This is a genomic window from Nostoc sp. C057, from assembly GCF_013393925.1.
Classification (GTDB): Bacteria; Cyanobacteriota; Cyanobacteriia; order Cyanobacteriales; family Nostocaceae; genus Nostoc; species Nostoc muscorum_A.
On record NZ_CP040281.1, the window covers coordinates 6,130,657 to 6,152,199 of the forward strand.

At 42.0% G+C, this 21,543-nt stretch carries 10 protein-coding genes; 1 reads left to right on the plus strand and 9 read right to left on the minus strand.

Annotated features, from left to right (window positions below):
- Positions 1–58: 58 nt before the first annotated feature.
- The 9 genes from FD724_RS26315 to FD724_RS26355 all read right to left on the minus strand — a co-directional run bounded on the left by FD724_RS26315 (position 59) and on the right by FD724_RS26355 (position 18,656).
- Complete coding sequence (locus tag FD724_RS26315; protein ID WP_179074628.1) at positions 59–3,289, minus strand: non-ribosomal peptide synthetase; 3,231 nt, start codon at positions 3,287–3,289, stop codon at positions 59–61.
- 118 nt (positions 3,290–3,407) lie between these two features.
- Positions 3,408–9,908, minus strand: coding sequence for a non-ribosomal peptide synthetase (locus FD724_RS26320; protein ID WP_179074629.1), 6,501 nt, complete (start codon positions 9,906–9,908; stop codon positions 3,408–3,410).
- 378 nt (positions 9,909–10,286) lie between these two features.
- On the minus strand, positions 10,287–10,679 hold the full coding sequence (locus tag FD724_RS26325; RefSeq protein WP_012409014.1) for a hypothetical protein: 393 nt from the start codon (positions 10,677–10,679) through the stop codon (positions 10,287–10,289).
- Positions 10,680–10,865: 186 nt separating this feature from the next.
- Entirely contained in the window at positions 10,866–12,575 is a 1,710-nt protein-coding gene (locus FD724_RS26330; protein WP_179074630.1) for an aconitase/3-isopropylmalate dehydratase large subunit family protein, read from the minus strand.
- The gene (locus FD724_RS26335; RefSeq protein ID WP_179074631.1) at positions 12,559–13,650 is read right to left on the minus strand and encodes an isocitrate/isopropylmalate dehydrogenase family protein; all 1,092 of its coding nucleotides are present in this window, start codon (positions 13,648–13,650) and stop codon (positions 12,559–12,561) included. The genes FD724_RS26330 and FD724_RS26335 overlap by 17 nt, the downstream gene beginning before the upstream one ends.
- A 222-nt stretch (positions 13,651–13,872) precedes the next feature.
- A complete protein-coding gene (locus tag FD724_RS26340) occupies positions 13,873–16,011 on the minus strand; it encodes a patatin-like phospholipase family protein (RefSeq protein WP_179074632.1) in 2,139 nt (712 codons plus the stop codon).
- 61 nt (positions 16,012–16,072) lie between these two features.
- Positions 16,073–16,255, minus strand: coding sequence for a hypothetical protein (locus FD724_RS26345; RefSeq protein ID WP_218651479.1), 183 nt, complete (start codon positions 16,253–16,255; stop codon positions 16,073–16,075).
- Positions 16,256–16,370: 115 nt separating this feature from the next.
- Complete coding sequence (locus FD724_RS26350) at positions 16,371–16,763, minus strand: hypothetical protein (RefSeq protein ID WP_179074633.1); 393 nt, start codon at positions 16,761–16,763, stop codon at positions 16,371–16,373.
- 981 nt (positions 16,764–17,744) lie between these two features.
- Positions 17,745–18,656, minus strand: coding sequence for a cation diffusion facilitator family transporter (locus FD724_RS26355; RefSeq protein WP_179074634.1), 912 nt, complete (start codon positions 18,654–18,656; stop codon positions 17,745–17,747).
- 469 nt (positions 18,657–19,125) lie between these two features.
- Here FD724_RS26355 and FD724_RS26360 point away from each other — a divergent pair, with 469 nt between their 5' ends.
- Positions 19,126–21,468: a glycoside hydrolase family 31 protein gene (locus tag FD724_RS26360; RefSeq protein ID WP_179074635.1), complete on the plus strand. Its 2,343-nt coding sequence runs from the start codon at positions 19,126–19,128 to the stop codon at positions 21,466–21,468.
- Positions 21,469–21,543: the final 75 nt, after the last annotated feature.

Sequence of the window (21,543 nt, forward strand, 5' to 3'; positions counted from 1 at the left end):
CACAGAGACGCAGAGAACACAGAGAGACAACAAAAATATCGAGTAGTTTAATTAATACTTAAAAAAGCAATTCTTGCGTCACTTCTTGGTCTGATAACTGATCAACTTCCTTTAAAATTTGTGCTAGGGCATCATTTTCTGCTTGTTCAATCTGTTGGGCGATCACTTTTTGGGCAAGTTCAGCAATGGTCGGATTTTCAAACAGATAACGGAGAGGAAAATCTACAGAAAAGGCTTCTCTTAATCGAGAAATTGCTTGTGTAGCTAGTAAAGAATGTCCCCCTAACTCAAAAAAGTTATCGTGAATTCCAACCTGTTTTACTTTGAGAACTTCAACCCAAATCGTAGCTAATTCTTGTTCGGTAGATGTGCGAGGAGGAACAAAATCAACCTCTAGATTTCTTTGGGAAATATCTGGGGCGGGCAAAGCACGGCGATTGATTTTAGCATTAGGCGTTAGGGGGAATGCCTCTAGAAATACGAAAGCGGCGGGAATCATGTAATCAGGCAGCTTTTTCTTGAGGAAGTTTCGCAGTGTACTAGGCGTTGGCTGATTATCTTTGGTGACAAGATAAGCCACTAAATACTTGTTACCAGGTTCATCTTCCCGCACAGTGACAACGACTTGCTTTATATCAGGGTGTTGATTTAAAAATACCTCAATTTCTCCTAATTCAATGCGAAAACCGCGAATTTTAACTTGTGTATCAATTCGACTGATAAATTCCAGGTTTCCATCAGGGAGACGGCGTGCTAAATCTCCAGTTTTGTAAAGCTTGTCCCCCTCAATAAAAGGATTAGGAATAAATCTTTCACGGGTTAATTTCGTTTGATTTAAGTAACCTCTACCAACACTTGCTCCACCTACATATAGTTCACCAGTAATACCAATTGGAACTCTATGTAAATTCTCATCTAGTATGTAAACTGTCCTATCACCGATGGGTTTACCAATAGGAATTAAATGGATATTTTCAGCAAGTTGTTTAGGAATTGGATAACAAGAGGTGAAAACTGTACATTCTGAAGGGCCGTAAGCATGAATAATTTGCGTTTTCGGCAATAGTTCTAAGGCGCGACGAACATGAGGTACAGAAACGGATTCTCCCCCAAACAGTAGTTGTTTTACACCTGACAATCCTTGCGGCATTGTCTCAATCATGAGATTGAATAAAGCTGTAGTCAGAAATAAGGTGTTAACTTTTTGTTCTTGAATAATCTGGCTTAAGCCTTCTGGTGTGGGAATTTTATCTGAATAAAGTACACAACGCCCACCGTAAAGCAATGGCGGCCAAAGTTCTAAGGTTAGTGCATCCCAAGAAATCGATGAATGTTGTAGCCAAATCTGTTCTGCATCAAGGTGAATATAATCAACCCCAAACATAAAACCAATAATGCTACGATGGGTAACTTCCGTTCCCTTTGGTGTTCCCGTTGTGCCAGAGGTATAAATGATATAAGCTAAGTTTTCTGGATTAACTTCACTGAGCAAATTATCTTCTTTGCGTTGAGCGATTATTTCCCAATCTGAGTCAAGATTAACTACAGTTTGATTATCAATTGGGAGTCTATTTTGTAAATTAGTTTGTGTTAGTAAGATGGGCATTTGTACATCTTCTAGCATGAACGCCAGTCTTTCGGAAGGATAAGCGGAATCTAATGGAACGTAAGCCCCACCCGCTTTGAGAATAGCGAGTATTCCGATTACCATTTCTAGCGATCGCTCTACACAAATTCCCACCCGTATTTCTGGTTTAACTCCCAGCCCTTGTAAATAATGGGCTAATTGATTGGCGCGGTTATTCAACTCCCGATAAGTTAAATGTTGCTTTTCGTATATAAGTGCGACTGCATCAGGAGTTTTTTCTACCTGTTCTTCAAATAAAATATGAATACATTTGTATTGAATAGAATCTATATTTTTATTATTCTCTTGTAAAATTATCTCTTCCTCTTCGGCTGCACTAAGCAGGGATAATTGGCAAATATCTTGTTGTAAATTGGCTCCCATCCCTGATAGCAATGTTTGGAAATGTCCAATCATCCGCCCAATTGTCTCTTGCTCAAAACGACCAATATCATAGACAATCCTTCCAGACAATTGTGATTCAGGATTAATCACCACTGTTAACGGATAATTCGTGCGTTCAAAACAACGAAGATGACTAATTTCTAAAGTTTTTTTGGTTTCCTGTTCAGCAGCATCTAGCGGATAATTTTCAAATATTAAAAGGCTCTCAAACAGAGGCATTCCTGGGGGAACATCACTCAAACGCTGAATTTCTGCCAGTGAATAATAAGCATACTGTTCCTGTTCAAATGCTTGACTTTGTAATTGCTTGAGCCAGGGTAATAATTTTGCTTTTGGTGTAATTTGTACCCGTATAGGGAGGGTGTTGATTAATAGCCCCACCATCGAATCCACTCCCACAAGCGTTGGTGGACGACCAGATACAGTTGCACCAAAGACCACATCGCTTTCCCCTCTGTAGCGGGAAATTAGTAATGCCCATGCTCCCTGCACCAAATTATTCAAAGTTAAATGGTACTGTCGCGCCGCGTATTGCAATTTCTCCGTTACCGTTTGGGATAATTGAAAACGTTGCTCATTATATGTTTCCAGTCCCCTGTTCCCTGTTCCCTGTCCCCTGTTTCCTATTAAAGGTGTAGGAACTTCAAACCCCTGGAGAGTTTGTTGCCAAAAATTCTTTGCTTGATCAATATCCTGTTGCTGTAACCAATTAATATACTCTCGATAGGGGCGAACGTGTTGGAGGCGTAAATGTTCGCCTCGCTGATGTGCTTCATAGAAAGCTAAAACTTCTTTGAGAATAATCTGCATCGACCAACCATCAAAGAGGATATGATGATGACTCCAAATAAATTGGTAAGTATAGTCCTCTAGTTGAATGATGGTGAAGCGCATCAGAGGGGCAACATCCAGTTCAAATCCTTTTTGGCGATCGCATTTCAAAAAATTCTCTAAATGCTCTTGTTGTTCATCAGGTGTAAAATGCCGCCAGTCCAATTCCTCCCACGGGAGATTCACTTGCTTACTCACCATTTGCAAGGGCTTTTCTATCTCCTCCCAATAAAAGGAACTGCGTAAAATTGGGTGTCGTGCAACAACCTGTTCCCAAGCTTGCTGGAAGGCAGGAAAATTTAATTTTCCTTGAAGGATACAAAGCAACTGCTCAAAATAAACTTCCGATTCTGGCGCATAAAGGGTATGAAACAGCATCCCTTGCTGCATGGGCGAAAGTTCATAAAGGTCTTCGATATTGTTCATGAAAATACCTTTGAGTGGGGACTGGGGAATGGGGAAAATAAAAAATGATTCTTGACTAATGACCAATGACCAATGACAAATGACAAATGACCAATGACAAATGACAAATGACAAATGACTACTTCGTTTTATTTTTTTTGATTTTGGTCATAAATTTGTCAAGCTGTTTTTGGCTGAGTCTGGCTGCTGAGAAGTCTGAAGGTGTATTACCGATCGCATCAGGGGATTGACAGTGGGTAATGAGCGATCGCAATGCCTCAATAAATCCAAAGGCCAAACCCTCAATAGTGTCTCGTTTATGAATTTTCTCGCTGTAAGCCCAAGTCATTTCTAGCCTTCCTGTACGAATGAATCCGCTTACCCCTAACAGGTGGCTGCGCTGATTAAGTAAACTCTGTTCAGCTTTGAATTCTTGAGCCAAACCCAAGGCGGTAGAAGCCTTAAGCACTTGATCGAATTGACCAAGGTAGTTAAAACTTACTTGTGCTTGGGGGAAACTTTGTAGTTTCGTGCGAATTGTGTCATCCGGGTGCAAATATCGCAACACGCCATAGCCTATTCCTCGGTTGGGGATGCGCCGCAGTTGTTCTTTAACTAACTTTAAAACCTCTCCTGGATGGTCAATTTCTTCTAGCTGTAAATGAACGGGGAATAAAGTAGTAAACCAACCTACAGTCCGCGACAAATCCACATCCTCAAACAAGTCTTCTCGTCCATGTCCCTCTAAATCAACAAGCAGAGAACGTTCTCCCGTCCATTGGGCAAAGCTTTGCACTAGGGCAGTCAACAGCACATCATTAATTTGAGTGTTGTAGGCAGAGGGTACATCCTGCAAAAGGGCGCGGGTCTGTTCTTCAGTTAAAGAAATTGACACAGACGCAGTTGAGGCTACAGTGTTATTTTCTTTATCGGAAGGATAGTCTACTGGTAAAGCTGTAACTTGAATACTAGATTGACTTAGCCAGTAATCCAACTCTGTGACTGCCTCTGATTGGGCGTATTCTGTGAGGCGATCGCTCCAATATTGAAAAGAAGTTGTTTTAGCTGGTAATTTAATGGCTTCACCACGGCTGATTTGCTGGTAAGCCATAGCCAAGTCTTCAAGCAAAATCCGCCACGAAATGCCATCTACTACTAAATGATGGATGATGAACAGTAACCGACCAGGTTGATCGTTGCCCAACCTAAACAGTACTACTCGTGCGATCGCCCCAGTCGATAGATTCAAACTAGCTTGGAGTTCAGCATCTGCCGCTTTCATTACTGTTTGTTGTTCTTCTGCCGATAGGTGCGATAAATTGATGACGCTAAATGGCACAGCTTCTAGGGTAGAGGCGTTAAACTGCTGCCAGTTTTCCCCTTCCTGCACAAATCGCAGACGCAAAGCATCGTGATGCAATAACAATTCTTGTACAACTTGCTGCAATAGCTCTGGTTGCAAATCTGGCGGCACTTCCAGCATGGCTGACTGGTTAAAGTAATCAGATTCGGGCAATTTCTGCTCAAAAAACCAGTGTTGGATAGGTGTTAGCGCCACCTTGCCAGTTACTAATCCTTGTTCGGCTTTGACAGAGCGAGTCATGCCTGCCACAGCAGCTAATTCAGCAATGGTTTGGTACTGAAATAGCTGTTTAGGGGCAATTTGGATACCCGCTTGATTAGCTCTTGAAATTACCTGAATGCTGAGAATGGAGTCGCCGCCCAATTCAAAGAAGTTATCGTGGATGCCGACTTGTTTTAGTCTTAAGATTTCCGACCAAATTGCTGCTAATCTCTCTTCTGTAGGGGTTTGGGGTGCAACAAAGTTATCTTCTGCGCCACGAGAGAGATCGGGTGCTGGTAGGGAGCGGTAGTCTATCTTGCGGTTCGGAGTCATCGGCAGGGCTTTCAGCTGCACGAAAGCTGAAGGAACCATATAATTAGGCAACTTTGCTTTTAGGAACTGGCGCAGTTCATCAGTGGTTGGTTGCGGCTCGTGCGGTACAACATAAGCTACAAGCCGCTTTTGTCCCGGAATGTCTTCACGAGCAATAACCACAGTTTGAAACACCTGTGGGTGTTGTCTCAGCACCGTTTCGATTTCTCCCAACTCAATGCGGAAGCCGCGAATTTTCACCTGATCGTCAACTCGACCAAGATATTCTAGATTGCCATCTGCGCGAAATCGTGCTAAATCTCCTGTTTTGTAGAGGCGATCCAATTTTGCATTTTGGATAAATTTCTCTGCGGTAAGTTCAGTCCGTTGCCAATAGCCTCTAGCTAATCCGGCTCCGCCAATGTGCAGTTCTCCGGGAACTCCTATAGGGACAGGTTGCAGATATTTATCCAGGACATAAACCTGAACATTGCTAATCGGTCGTCCAATGCTAACAGAGGAGGCTGATGGGGTTAAGCGATCTAAGGTGGCTATAACCGTTGCTTCTGTTGGCCCATAACTATTAAGTAATTGGGGTGGATGCCAGAAGTGAGCAACACTACTGTGCCAGCGCTTCACTTTTTCGAGTTGAACTTCTTCCCCACCAATAATCACTATTCTGATACTTTCGGGAATTCGGGAGTCTTCAGGGGTAAGTTCTGCGACTAATTGATGCCAGTACGCTGTGGGAAGATCCAAAACAGTTAACTGCCATTCTCGGCAACACCGCCAAAATTCATCGCTGGAGTGCAACATCTGTTCGGTTCGCAGCACTAATGTTGCACCGACTAAAAGACAAGGTAGGATTTCTTCAATAGATGTATCAAAACAGATTGACGCAAATTGCAGAATATTATCGCCCGCATTAATTCCATATTCATGAGTGGCAGTGATGACAAAATTTATTAGCGATCGCTGTTCAATCATCACCCCTTTGGGTTTACCTGTGGAACCAGAGGTGTAAATAATATATGCGAGGTTATGGAGTTGAACCTTAGTAATCGGATTGGCTGTACTGTGTTGAGCAATTATTTTCCAATCTCTATCTAAACAGATCGTTTTTCCGGCATAATTTGGTACTTTGCCCTGGAATCTTTCTTGAGTCAGCAGAATACTTAGTTGTGTATCTTCGAGAATATCAGCCAGTCGCTCTTCGGGATAGGCAGGGTCAAGGGGAATGTATGCACCCCCAGCTTTGAGAATGCCGAGTAAGGCGATAATCATCTCTGGGGAACGCTCAACGCAGATACCGACTAAGGTTTCTGGTTTGACTCCCAAACTTTGCAGATGGTGGGCTAGTTGATTGGCGCGATCGCTCAATTCGCGGTAAGTTAACTGTTGACCTTCTTGTTGAATAGCTACAGCGTCGGGCATTAACTCCACCTGAGCCGCAAATAAATCGTGAATACACTCTTTAGCGGGATACTCTTTCTGAGTCTGATTCCACTCCACTAGTAACTGCTGCTGAGTCTGCGTTAACAGTGGTAATTCAGAAACTCGCTGCTCTGGATTAGCAACAATTCCCACTAGTAAAGTTTGATACTGCTCTGCCATCTGCTGGATTGTGGCAGCGTCGAATAAATCGGTGTTGTATTCCCAAATAACACTAATTCCCTTTTCTATACCATGTTGCGGGATCAGAACGACATCAAGATCAAACTTTGTTGATTTGTTGCTGAGGGCTACATTCGTGGTGATGTTCAACTCTGGGAGAGTTAAGTCTGGACGAGGAGAATCATGGAAGCTAAACATCACCTGAAACAGGGGATTATAACTCAGGTTCCGTATTGGTTTCAGAACCTCCACGACCTTATCGAAGGGTAAATCTTCGTTAGCAAAAGCTTCTAGACTGACTTGGCGGACTCGATCTAGTAACTCCCGAAACGTGGGATTACCAGACAAATCGGTGCGTAAAACCAAATTATTGACGATCATGCCAATTAATTGTTCTGTCTCGCGCATCCGCCGATTGGCAACAGCTGTCCCCACACAGAGATCGTCCTGTCTGGTGTATCGGTGCAATATTACTAAAAAAGCCGTTAGCGTCGTCATGAATAAGGTGATTCCCTCTTGACGGCTCAAAACTCTCAAAGATTCACACAAGCTAATGGGCAACTCTACCCTGACTTGAGCGCCGTTGTAAGTTTGTTCTGCTGGTCGCGGGCGGTCTGATGGTAATTCCAATAGGGGCGGACTGCCGGATAACTTTTGTTGCCAATAAGCTAACTGTGCTTCGGCTTCCTGGCTTTTAACCCACTCTCGCTGCCAATGGGCATAATCTCCAAACTGGAATGTTAATTCTGGCAGTGGGGAGGGATTACCCAAACAGAAGGCTTGATAAAGTTCCAGGAACTCATTCAAGAACACATTGTTGAAAGACCAGCCATCATGAACCATGTGATGTTCGATGTGGATCAAAAGATGGTTTTGGTTGCTCAACTTCAACAATAACCACCTAACTAACGGCAGTTGATTTAAGTAGAAGGGCTTTTGCACCTCTGCGTCAAATAGGCGCTGACTTTCTGCTTCTTGCTCAGACTCAGGAAATCTCTGGAGGTCTACCACTGTTAACTTAAGTGGTGAGGCTGGGTGGATTACTTGAAATAACCGTCCATCTATTGCCGGAAAAGTTGTGCGGAAGATTTCATGCCGTCGGACAATCTCACTGAGGCACTGCTCTAATGCAGACACATTAAGTTTCCCGGTGAATCGCAGAGTTACCTGAGCTTGATAGGCAGCACTTTCAGGTGCTACTTCTTGGATGAAGTATACTCGCTCTTGAGCAAAGGATGCAGGCAAGTATCCTGACCGTGGAATTGGCTGCATAGCAGGACGTTGCAACTGTTGTTTGAGTTGGCTGTGCTGTTCAATCAGCCCAGCTAGACCCGCTATGGTAGGATTGGCAAAAATGTGGTGAAAGAATAACTCGACTTGGAAACCCTCGCGGATGCGGGAAAGCATCTGAGCTGCTATTAAGGAATGACCACCCAAATTGAAAAAATTGTCATCGATTCCTATCTGCTCAAGTCCCAGTAACTCAGCCCAGATGCTGAAGAGTGTTGCTTCAGTGGAGTTACGAGGTGCGATAAAGGTTTCTTCAAGATCGGGGCGTGTGCGATCGCAGGCTGGAAGATTTTGACGATCAACTTTACCATTGGGAGTAAGGGGCAAGGAGTCTAGGATTACAAAGACTGCTGGCACCATGTAGTTAGGCAGTTTTTCTTGAAGAAAGCGTTTGAGGGTAGTGACGCTTGCATCAATTTGGTTAAGCACAATATAGGCGACAAGACGCTTATCACCAGGGATGTCTTCACGGCTGATTACCACCGCTTGCTGTACATCCGGGTATTGACTCAAAAGCGCCTCAATTTCTCCCAGTTCAATACGGAAGCCGCGAATCTTCACCTGATGATCGATTCGCCCCAAAAATTCAATGTTGCCATTTGGTAAGAAGCGGGCTAAATCGCCAGTTTTGTATAATCTACTCCCTTCTGTTTTCTCAAAGGGATGGGGAATAAATTTTTCCTTGGTTAACTCTGGGCGGTTCAGATAGCCTCTAGCCAAGCCATCGCCACCAATATACAATTCGCCAGGAGTACCAATCGGAACTGGTTGTTGATGGTTGTCGAGGATATAAACTTGTGTATTAGCGATCGCTCGACCAATTGTCAGTTGAGTGCCGCCAGTATATTCTGCTACTGTGGCGCAGACTGTTGATTCTGTTGGCCCGTAAGCATTAAAAAAGCGCCGTCCTTTTGACCATTCAGCAATCAGCTTCGGATTACAAGCTTCTCCGGCGACGATGAGGGTTTGCAAGTTTGGCAATTCCTCTTTTGGTAACGCTGCTAGTGCTGTGGGTGGTAGTGTTACCTGAGTTATTGATTGCTCACGCAAAAATTCAATTAAATCTGTTCCTGGGCGCAAGGAATCTTGAGTGCCAATGTAAAGGCTACCTCCTGAACACACAGCCATGAAAATTTCCCAAACTGAAGCATCAAAGCTGAAAGAAGCAAACTGGAGAACACGGCTATTTTGCTTTACATCAAACAGCTTTATTTGTGCCTGGACTAAATTACACACGCCTTGATGCTGGAGTAGCACGCCTTTGGGTGTTCCTGTTGACCCTGATGTGTAAATTACATAAGCCAGATTTTCGGGTGTAACCCCACTACTAAGATTCTCGTTGCTCTCTCGCTGAAAAGATTCCCTGCCAGTATCCAGACAAATCAACTTCGCCCCACTTGCAGCTAATTCTTCAACAAATTTGTCTTGGGTTAACACCACTTGGACTTGCGAATCTGAGAGCATAAACGATAGACGCTCTTTCGGATACGTTGGATCTAGTGGAATGTATGCTCCACCCGCCTTGAGGATACCCAACATTCCTACAATCATTTCTAGCGATCGCTCAACGCAAATCCCTACCAACATCTCTGGTTTTACACCCCAAATTTGTAGATAATGTGCTATTTTGTTGGCTCGGTGGTTCAACTCTTGATAAGTTAGTTGTTCCTCCTTGAACACAACAGCGATGCTGTCTGGAGTTTTTTCTACTTGTGCTTCAAATAACTGATGTATACATAAGTGCTTTGGATAATCTACCGTTGTATGATTCCATTCCACCAATATTTTATGTCGCTCCTGCTCAGTTAAGGCAGACAAATTATTAATATTTTGAATAGAGTTAATGATAGTTTCTTCCATAATAAATTTGGTACAGAAAGTAAGGATTTTACAATTTCTCTAACTTTTTACTATATGCTTGCCCAGGCTTTACAGTTATTTCTTTCACAGACCTTTAGAGCGATTTTTGGGCTTCTGTTAGGTAACAGATTTATTGCATAGATATCTCAAAAAATAGGCCTTTGAGGGTTTAATCGGTGAGATTGGACTCAGAGGCCATTTTCTTTGCTCATAGAAATTTGGTGCGATCGGTTAACTGATACTGTTTTGAAAATAGAATCCGAATGATATCTTAAAGCAAAATCCAGTCAGCTTTTAATAACACCAAATCCCTAATCTAAAATCCCAAATAGGATTTGTGCCATTTGATTTTAAATGTCACCAAATCTAACCGTGAAATTATTCCTCGACAATTTCAATTGTTTTTGGAGCCTGAACATCTTCCACCTCAGTAACAGTTTCTGGGCTAAGGTGATTTTTAAGTTTGAGTTTTAGCTCCTCTGAAATGGGTAAATCTTTAATTTCTTTCAGGAGATATCTTACAGATTCGGTTTTACTCCGTTCTGTATAGACAGCCTTGAGAACAGCTTCAATTCCATATCCCGCGACAGTATCACCTAGAACCGTAATTAGACCAAGTAAACCTATACCTCCAACGATGCCAAATGGGCCTCCTACTGCTGTGAGGGCAGCAACAATAGCAGCATTACTACCTGCTGATGTAACTGTTAAAATCACGAGAATTATCCCAGGAAGACCCAGACCAGCAAGTTTTTTAGCGATTTCGTCCATTTTAATTACCTAAAATCCTTTTTTTGTTGGTTAAGACATTACTAAGGGTAAGAGGATAGAGTCTTTGTAAATCAAGAAACTTCTCTTAAAACCTAGACTAAGCTAAATAAGAGTAATTCACGTTCAGATTGGGTTAATATTCTTTGAGTTTTATCTCTAATTCAACCTCATCTGATAGCTCAGTCTTTAATCAAAGCGATCGCTAATTTTTCCATTTACAGCAGAGATAGCTACTGTTCTGGGTGAGGCTAAATAATTTTTGCCCGTTGGATCGCCACTGCGTCCTTTAAAATTGCGATTGGTTGCATAAATACCTGTTTCTTCTTTCGCCAAAACCCCAAATCCAGAATTGATACAAGCCCCACAACCTGTCTTAAGAATTTGTGCCCCTGCTTGTTCAAAAATGTCGAGATAGCCCAATTCTTGAGCTTGTTCTCTAATTTCAATGGTTGCAGGTACAATAAACAAGTTTACACCGTCTGCCAGTTGGCGACCATTTAAAACTTCGGCTGCCTGAGCTAAGTCATAGAGTTTTCCTCCAGTACAAGAGCCAATAAAGGCTTTGGTAATCGGAATGTTTTCTAACTGACTAATGGCAACTACTTGATCTGGTTTTGGGGGACGTGCAACTTGTGGTTCTAAACTGCTGAGGTCAAATTGATAAACCCTTTCGTACTCAGCATCAGCATCGCCAATAATCTCTTGAAATTCTTCTGAAACTCGGTTTTTTAGATACTCACGGGTTACTTCATCAGGAACAATCAACCCACAGATTGCCCCACACTCCACGGCCATATTGGCTAAAGTCAACCGTTCATCAAAAGGTAGTTGTGTGAGGATTGACCCTCTAAACTCCATTACTTTACTGGTAGCACCAGCACAGCCGATTTGTCCCAAAATAAACAGGATAATATCTTTGGCACTGATTTTAGGAGGTAAGGTTCCAGATAACTCAAATACCAGGGTTGGAGGAACACGAATCCACATATCTCCTGTGGCATAAATATTAGCCATATCTGTCGTTCCCACCCCTGTGGAAAAAGCTCCCAATGCCCCGTATGTGCAGGTATGGGAATCTGTACCGGCAATTATCATCCCTGGTCGGACAAACCCTTTTTCTGGAAGTAAAACGTGACAGATGCCTGCTGCTTCACCTGGGGAAACCACATCAAATAAGTGGCATTCTTGGAATTTAGCAAATTCAATCATCTGTTCGTACATCAGATATGCTTTGTCATCAGCACGGATGTCGTTGATTTGGATGAAGTGATCTGCTACTAAGACCACCTTTTGGGAGTCCCATAACTTTGCTCCTTCTCCATACTGTTTATAGAATGTTTTAGCTACAGGCCCGGCTACAGCATCATGGGATAATGCTAAATCGACCTGAGCAAAAACCACTTCTCCAGGCTGGACGTAGGAATTTCTAGAGGCTTTGGCCAAAAGTTTTTCTACTAAAGTCATGGGTCGGGTCGGGGTCAGGCTGCGAGGAATGGTAATCTGACCCTGACGACGCATCTGATTAAAAGACATTAACCCACCTGCTGCTGCGATCGCATCAACGACAGGATTCTCCTGTTTCTCCCCTAAAATTTCTAGAGAAAGTCCAATATTAATGCTATTACGATAAAAAATTTCGGCGAACGATTGCGCCCGAATCTTTGTAATTCCAGCAGCTTGGAGGGCAATGGGAGCAATTTCTCGACTGGAACCACAGCCGAAATTTTCTCCTGCTTCAATAACATCATATTTTAGCAGTTCACCTGCTCCAATCACATGTTCTAAAGCATAATGTTTTAAGCTATCTAAGTCATCATTTGTAGCTCGATTGGCAGGAATAATATCATCGGTATTGATATCATCTCCAAGGTGTAAAACTTTATTTTCTTGACTCATGAAGCACTCCTAATTGAGAATGTTGCACAACTGAAAGTTCTTCAAGTAAAAGGTCAACTAAGGTTGCAGTGTTAACTAAAATTTCTTCTCCTTGGGTAAACAAATCAGCTGTTCGGTATCCCTTAGCTAAAATTCGGTCTTGCGCTGCAATAATATGTTGGGCAGCCTGCACTTCTCCCCATTGCTGAAGCATTAAAACACACGCGCCCAAGGTTCCGAGGGGATTAGCAATTCCTAAGCCTGCAATATCTGGAGCCGTACCATGAATGGCCTCGTACAAACCAAATCCATTAGCGTTAAGACTTGCCGATCCTAATAAGCCAATTGAGCCAACTAATGCACCACCAATATCGCTGAGAATATCTCCAAACAAATTACCAGCCAAAATGACATCAAACCGTTGGGGATTTAAAACCATTTGCATAGCTAAGTTATCTACCAGCATTGGCTCAACAACAACGCCGGGAAATTGTCTAGCTTCTTCTTGAACTAGACGAGTCCAAGGCAAATGAGGTAAAGCGTTTTCTTTGTGAGATACGGTCAGTAATCCTCGGCGAGATTGCGCTTTTTCTAATGCTTTGTGAGCAATTCGACGAATCTCTTCATCGTAATAGCGCATTGTATGGTATCCATAATTTCCTTGTTCATCGCAAGAGCGTCCAGATGGGCCAAAATAGATTCCACTGACTAGTTCTCGAACGATGAGAATATCAAGTCCTTGAATTTTTTCTGGTCGAAGACTAGATTTATGTACAAGACTGTTAACGCTGAGGATTGGACGAAGATTGCAAAAGAAGTCGAAGTGCTTTCGGAGTTCCAGCAATCCGCCTTGACTAACTGCACCAAATACAATCCCATCGGCTCCATCGCACAGTTCGGCGGTGGCTTGAGGGAAGTAACTACCCAGTTGTTCAAAGGCAGTTGCGCCGAGCCAACCATAGTCTACCTGTAAGCTAAATCCTTGAATTTTAGCAACGTGTTGCAGAATTTTTAAGGAAGCTTCCACTACTTCTGGCCCAATCCCTTCTCCAGGAATGGCAACAATTCGATAAGATGCTTTACTTAAAGACTCCATTTGGCCACAACTCCAATACCTCGTTGTTTTACATACTTACTCAGAAAGCCTCAAAGGTTGTTTTAAAAGTGTTTATCTGTGATTTTAGACACTTAATTTATTCCCTCTATCCCCCTAAAAAGGCAGGAGACTGGAATCAAAGTTTCCCAATTTATCGAGTGATTTAGAGGGAACTAAAACTTTTGATATCGCCAAGGCAACTTTTAAAACATCCTCTCAGATTTAGCTTGTTAAAATACTACACAACTCATCGATTTGTTGACTTTTTTCTTGAATCAGTATGCTACCTAAAGTTTGTAACTGCCGGACATTTTCTAGTTTGGCATTATCTATTGCTTCAAGTTCGCTTTTTAGGAATGTTTGGAATCGATAATAAGAAGCTTTACTCCCTTTATTAGTAGCCTCAAATAACCGTTCTAATTCTCCAGCTACTACTTCGCTCCCACCGTCCAGTACAATATTTAACAGTGGTTTTGCCCATTGTAATAGTCCCCATTGTTTGACTTCATCATAAGCGTAGACACTGGTCAAGGAACCAGTACCCAAGGATACTAATAAGATATCCTCTATATTCAGGGCTTGTTTTGCTTCTTGTCTACTGATTTGTGCTTCTAAAATAGCCAAATTAGCTGGATTATTAGCAACTACTCCACCATCGACTAAAGTATAAAATCCGTTGGTATTATGGGAGCTAGAAACGCGATAGGGAGCAAAATAAGTTGGAGTTGCACTAGTTGCTAATGCCGCATCTGCGAGGGTAAAACCTGCACATAACTTACGAAACTTTTTCGATTCTGTCTGTTGTTTTTCCAGTTTGTTAGTAAAGAATATCGGAATTCGCTGCTCGATATCGTAGCTAGTTACAAATACTTCTTTGAGATTATTTTCTAGAGGACTATCACCAAAATATTGCTTAATAATTTCTTCTCTTCCTTCGGAAGAATATTTTGGTTGAACGAATATATCCTCTATTTGACCGAGTACTTTTTCCCAGAATGGCTCGTAAAATATCTCAGCCCCATACTCAATATATATTTGCAGGAGATCCTCAGCACTATATTGGGCGGTGGGTGAGGTATCAGTGGACTCTAAATCTAACCGGGGTTTAGTTAATCCGAGTGCCAGAATTCCTCCGCTAGAAGTACCAGAAATTAAATCGAACAAACTAAAAATCGGCTTTTGTGTCCGCTTTTCAATTTCTGCCAGGATCATGGTGGGGATAATGCCCCGAATACCGCCTCCGTCAATGGCAAGGATTTTATATTTGGAATTGGCTTTAGTATTCATAGCTTTTGGCGATCGCTCCTGAGTTAATGTTTGTGGTTGTTCCTGTTGTTGGATATTGACTGCAACTGTTTGGGCTGTTTCTGATTTCTGTCCCTTTGGCTGGTTAGTTTGAATATTTGCAGATTTTTCGGTCTGTCTTTTTGCCCCTTTTTTTCCCTTCGTTGTTTTCTCTGTGGGGATGTCAGTTTCTACAACCGGAGGAACCTCAACGGATAGTTGCCGCAAATCACCTTCAGCGATCGCAGTTACTTCAGTGGGGATAACTTGTGCAATCAACTGGCTTTCCTCATCCACTACCACAGTTTCCTCTGGTTGTTCCCCATCAGGACTACTTGCTATCTGGTCTTGTGTCTCACTCTCGCTGGATGATTGTGTAATTCCAAAGGGAAGTTGTGCAACATCCCAACTGGGATCGCCACGCAATTTTCCATCATGGCCATTTCCAGTTTGGTCTTTTACACTTGTCCCTTGCCCTTCGTTTAATGCCCAATAAGCGATTAATCCCTGTTCATTGCCAACTAAAGGTTGATAGCGATGCCTCTGGATTTCCACTGGGGGACAAGGGTAATTCCAGACGCTAATGTTAGCTAATTGACCGGTGAAATATATGTTGTTGTGTAAAGTCGCGCCCAGAGTCACAGAACTCGTTGCTTTGTTTAAAGAGTCACCTGTGAAGTAGCCAAAGTACTCATTTTCGTCAAGGTATATACTTACTTGACCCTTATTAAAAACAATAGCAAAAAAGTGCCATTGTCCGACAGTTAATTCTCCATTACCAAAGGGTTTGATAAATTTTTCAACATTCTCGTCAATGTATACATCTAGGTTCCCTGATTCACTGATGCCAAACTCAAAATTATCACTATATCGATCTGAAGAACGAGCGAAAAAAACGTTGCGCGTTCCATAAGTGGTGGCTTTATCTGTTAGTTTATGAGGATTCACCCATCCTGAAATCGTAAAGGCTGAACTTCCTTGAGCAAAAACACCAGCAAAATCGTTTTTGCCAAAATCTATGTAATCATCTTGACCATCAAATGTTAGTACTGATTGGCTATATATCTGGTTTGTCACAAGATTTTAATCTCCACAAAAAATAAATTTGTAATTTTGCTTTCATAACTTTACGGTAAAACTAGTCAGGAATAGTATTGGCATTACCCAGTAATATATCAATCCGTTTAATGATTGCTTTAAACTCACCTGCATTAAAGCGCTGGCTAAGTTGCGATCGCTGAATTTTGCCAATTGCAGTTTTAGGAATAATTTCTTTATCTAGTGGAATCAAATAATCGGGATTTACTCTCAGATTGTTCACAATTCGAGTGCGAATTCCTTTTATATCCTTATTAAAGTCCCCTTTGAGAAAAATAGTATTATTTTGCTGTACATTGGTCAAGATTTAGGTTGACCAACGTACAGTTTTATAAAAACTATTTCTCGATGATTTCAATTTTTTTTAGATATCGAACCTCTTTAGTATCAGTAATCATTGCTACGCTAAGTTGATTTTTCAGTTTGAGTTTTAGCTCCTCTGTAATCGGTAAACCTTGAATTTCTTTGAAGAGAAATATCACAGATTCAGTTTTGCTACGTTCTGTATAGATGCCTTTAAGAATGGCTTCAATTCCATATCCCGTTACAGTATCTCCTACCACAGTTACTAGACCTAGCAGCGCTATACCTCCGACGATGCCAAACGGCCCTCCCAAGGCTGTCAGAATAGCTGCAACAGCAGTAGAACTCCCCCCTGTTGTTACCGTTAGAATCACGAGTATTACACCAGGAAGACCCAGACCAGCAAGTTTTTTAACTATGTCATCCATTATAATAATTACCTAAAATCCTTACACTTGGATGCTGATGAAAACACTACTTAAGTATCTAATTCAGAAAAATATTTTCATGAGAATAATATATTCTTTTTTAAAGGAACTATGTGTTTAAATAATAGCTCGTAAAATATCTCATTCCTATACTAAATATATTTTTGGGGAGATTTTCAACACTATAATTTAGCGCTCGGAAATGTATGAGATTTATTTAAGGTTAATAAAATTCTATTAGTCTGATTGTAAGAACACCTCCGGTTTAAATGTTAGCAATTAAATCTAACAAAGTAAAAATAATTTTTAGCATTCGCTTTTCTATTTATGCTGGTATAATTTTCCTGGTACTGTCCTTCATTAATGACAAGCATTTTATATTTTTAATTGGTGTGAACTCCATAGTTTTTTGAGATGGATTAGGGATTGCTTATGAGATAAGATTTACCGTTTATTCCTACTATTTAATATCGGAAAAAACTTTCATTATGATAGATTTCTACAATAAATTTATTAAATTAGATTATTTTTCAATTTAATAACTGCATTTCAAAGAACAGGCTGAAGTTCAGCCTACAAATCATCTCAGCTTTATCTACAAAATGCAATAGCAGTTAAGACAGTTAAGGAGATAGTTAAGCGGATGCTTAAGATAGCTAACCAGACAATTAAGACAGTTAAGACAGTTAAGCGGACAGTTAAGACAGTTAAGACAGTTAAGGAAATAGTTAAAATTTTTAAAATTGCTAATTACACAGAAGTTACTAACTGTAACTTCTGTGTAATTAGGTAAATAATTATGCAGATTTTCAGAGGTACTTGCTTTTTTTCGTCCCTAGGGGCTACCGCCTCATACATACACTCATTCAAAAAATGCTGCTGATGTTGGATCGTTGAATGGGGCAGAGGTGGCTGTTTTGTGTTTAGAAGGTGCTTCACCTATTATTTAACCTCTTGAACAGTATTTGCAAGTGATTCATGTCATTGGTTACTAGTCCGCTCCAATTCCTGATCGTCCCAAGATACAGGGTCTTCTAATGGTTCCAGATGAGTTGTGATGCTGCTTTTTGGCAATGCTTGAATGATGCTCAACTCAATTGCTTCGCATAAATCATGTCCTTGCTGCACTGTCCATACTCCAGGTACTAAAACATGAAAGGAAATAAACCGACGTGTTCCAGCAATCCGAGAACGCATTGCATGGAACTGGATACCTTGGCGTTCATATTTACTGAGAATAACCCGGATTGTCTCTATTTCTTCAATAGGCAAGGCAGTATCCAGTAATCCAAAAAAGCTTTCTCGTAGCAAACTAAATCCTGTCCAGACAATATTGACTGCTACCAACAAAGCGATGATTGGGTCAAGTATTAGCCAGCCTGTTACCTGAACTAAAAAGATTCCCACTATCACACCACCCGAAGTCCAGACATCAGTAAACAGGTGGTGAGCATCAGCTCGCAGTGTAATCGAACGCAAACGTCGTCCCGCTTTTAGCAAGACAAAAGCAACTCCTCCATTGACTGCTGTTGCCAACATTGATAGAGCCAAACCCAATCCCACTTGAGCGATCGCTTCTGGATGCAGTAATCTTCCCCAAGCTTCAACTCCAATACTGATAGCTGCAACTATAATCAATGCACCTTCTGCTCCACTGGAAAAATATTCCGCTTTAGAATGCCCAAAGGTGTGTTCTGCATCGGCTGGTTTGGCAGCATAAGTTACTGCCCACAGTGCTATCAATGCTGCCGCCAGATTCACACACGATTCAATTGCATCCGAAAGCAACCCTATCGATCCGGTTAGCAGATAAGCCCCAAACTTCAAAGCAATAGTAACAACTGCTGCCCCAATTGATAGGAAAGCGTAGGAGCGTAGTGTTCGAACACTCATCAAATTTACTCAATTGTAATTTTTAGCCAACAGTAACAAATTTAGCTCATAGCTTCATCCACCTTAAGACTTTGCTCAGAATTTCGTATTCACATAGAAACGGGTAATCGTGGGGCATAGAAAGCGATCGCTCTTGAAGGGATAATATCTGCGATCGCAGATATTACTACTTTTGGCTCCAAAGCACGGCTTTGATTGCCTAGTAGTTCGCCAACCCAAAATTGTTGGGTGGAAGTCGGCAGAGGAGCAGGGGAGCAGGGGAGCAGAGGAGAGGCTTATACAAGTTCTTTCCCCTCTGCCCCTCTGCTCCTCTGCCCCTCTGCTAACCACCATGCAAAGTTTCCTTGGCAGACTACTAGGACAGTGATAAATAAAGTTCAATATACGCTATGCCTAAAGATACACGCTTTTGAGTAGTAGTTTATGTGAATCTCAATTGGGTAAAATAATTATCTTAAAATCAGAAATTATGCCACAATACTTTGGACAACTGCACACAACTGAAGCGCCTTGGTCAACCCTGGGAGCAGTACAAGCAATACAACAAAATGAGCGTCATATCCTATTGCTGTGCGGCGACCCTTGTCTAATAGTTAGTGTGCTAGCACCAAACTTAATTCGGGTAAGGATGGCCCCAAGTGGTGAATTTCTCTCTAGGCGATCGTGGGCAGTAGCACTTGCGGATGAAGAATGGCTTACTGTGCCGTTTGAAGTGCGGGAAAAAGCAGAGACTATAGAAATTGAAACTGAGCAATTGTGTATTGTCGTGTCCCGCGATCCGTGTCGTATCCAGTGCTTTGACTCAGCAGGACAGCCTTTTGCACAAGATACAGACTTAGGGATGGGGTGGCGGACAGGGGAAGTTGCTGGGTGGAAACGGATTGAATCTGACGAACATTTCTATGGTTTTGGTGAACCGACTGGTTTACTAGATCAGCGTTCAAAAGTCAAAACCAACTGGGCATCAGATGCGATCGATTACGGCATCATGACAGACAGTATGTATCAGGCAATTCCTTTTTTCATCGCCTTGCGTCCTGGATTGGGATACGGACTTTTTTTTAATACTACTTATTGGAGCCGATTTGATCTGGGCGCACAGCAGCCTGGAGTCTGGCAGATGGAAACTCAAGGGAGTGAACTAGATTACTACATTATTTATGGGCCTGAACCTGCGAAAATTATCCAGACTTATACGCAGTTAACTGGACGGATGCCTTTGCCACCTCGATGGTCATTAGGTTATCACCAATGTCGCTGGAGTTACGAGTCACAAGATATAGTAGGCAAACTAGCTGATGAATTTCGTCAGCGTCGCATTCCCTGTGATGTTATTCATTTAGATATTGACTATATGAATAGCTATAGGATTTTTACCTGGAGTCCCAAGCGATTTGCTGACCCTCAAAAATTAATCCAAAATCTTAAGCAAGATGGATTTAAAGTAGTGACGATTGTTGATCCGGGGGTCAAATACGAGCCAGAAGCAGATTACAAAGTCTTTGATGAGGGATTAAACAACAACTATTTCATCCGAAAAACTAATGGTCAATTGTTCCACGGCTATGTTTGGCCAGACAAGGCTGTCTTTCCTGATTACCTACGTCCTGAAGTTAGAGATTGGTGGGGAAATTGGCAAAAAAGTTTGACTGATATTGGTGTTGCCGGCATCTGGAACGACATGAATGAACCCGCACTGGATGACCGTCCATTCGGCGACCCTGGTAACAAAATTTCCTTTCCCCTTGATGCACCACAGGGGCCAATTGAGGAAATAACCACCCACAAGGAAGTTCACAATCTTTATGGGTTAATGATGGCACAGGCATCTTATCAAGGAGCTAAAATATCTCGTCCGACTGAACGCTCTTTTATATTGACACGCTCTGGATATGCCGGCATTCAACGCTGGTCAGCTATCTGGACAGGAGACAATCAATCTCTGTGGGAACACTTGGAAATGTCCATACCAATGCTTTGTAACCTGGGCCTATCGGGCATTCCCTTTGTTGGTAGTGATATTGGGGGGTTTGCGGGGAATGCTACGGCTGAACTATATGCGCGTTGGATGCAGCTAGGAATGCTTTACCCCTTGATGCGTGGGCATTCTGCATTAACTACTGCACAGCATGAGCCTTGGGTATTTGGCGATCGCATCGAAAAAATCTGCCGCGAGTATATTGAACTCCGTTATCAACTACTACCTTATATTTACAGTCTTTTTTGGTTAGCTGCAACTACTGGCGCACCAATTCTTCGCCCACTTCTGTATGATTTCCCCAATGACCCAAAAACCTTTTCTCTTGCCGATCAAGTAATGCTTGGCCCCTCCTTACTAGCAGCACCTATTTACCGTCCAGGCGTTGAACATCGTGCTGTGTACTTGCCTGAAGGTTGTTGGTACGATTGGTGGAGTGGAGAGGAATTTACAGGGCCAACTCACATTCTTGCTTATGCACCACTGGAGAAAATGCCGTTATATGTTCGTGCTGGCTCCATTATTGCGATCGCACCAGTAATGCAATATGTAGATGAACATCCCATAAATCAAATGAGACTGCGGATTTGGAAGGGTGTTGGTGAGTTTACCCTTTATGAAGATGATGGTCATACTTTTGAGTACAAAACAGGAGCCTTTTGCACCACAACTTACCATGTTTATTCCGAGCAGCAAACAACCATTGTTGAGATTGCAGCCAGAGAAGGTGAGTTTTCACCCATAACACGTGAAACCATTGTGGAATTAGTCGGCGTTGGTGAACAGAGTTTTGTAGATAATGGTACTGCACATCGGTTGGAATTTTCTACTTAAGCAGCTCCATAAAATTGATTCTGAAGTTTGCATTTAGAATTCAGTAATATTCGTGAAATGGTATTACTCAAAGAA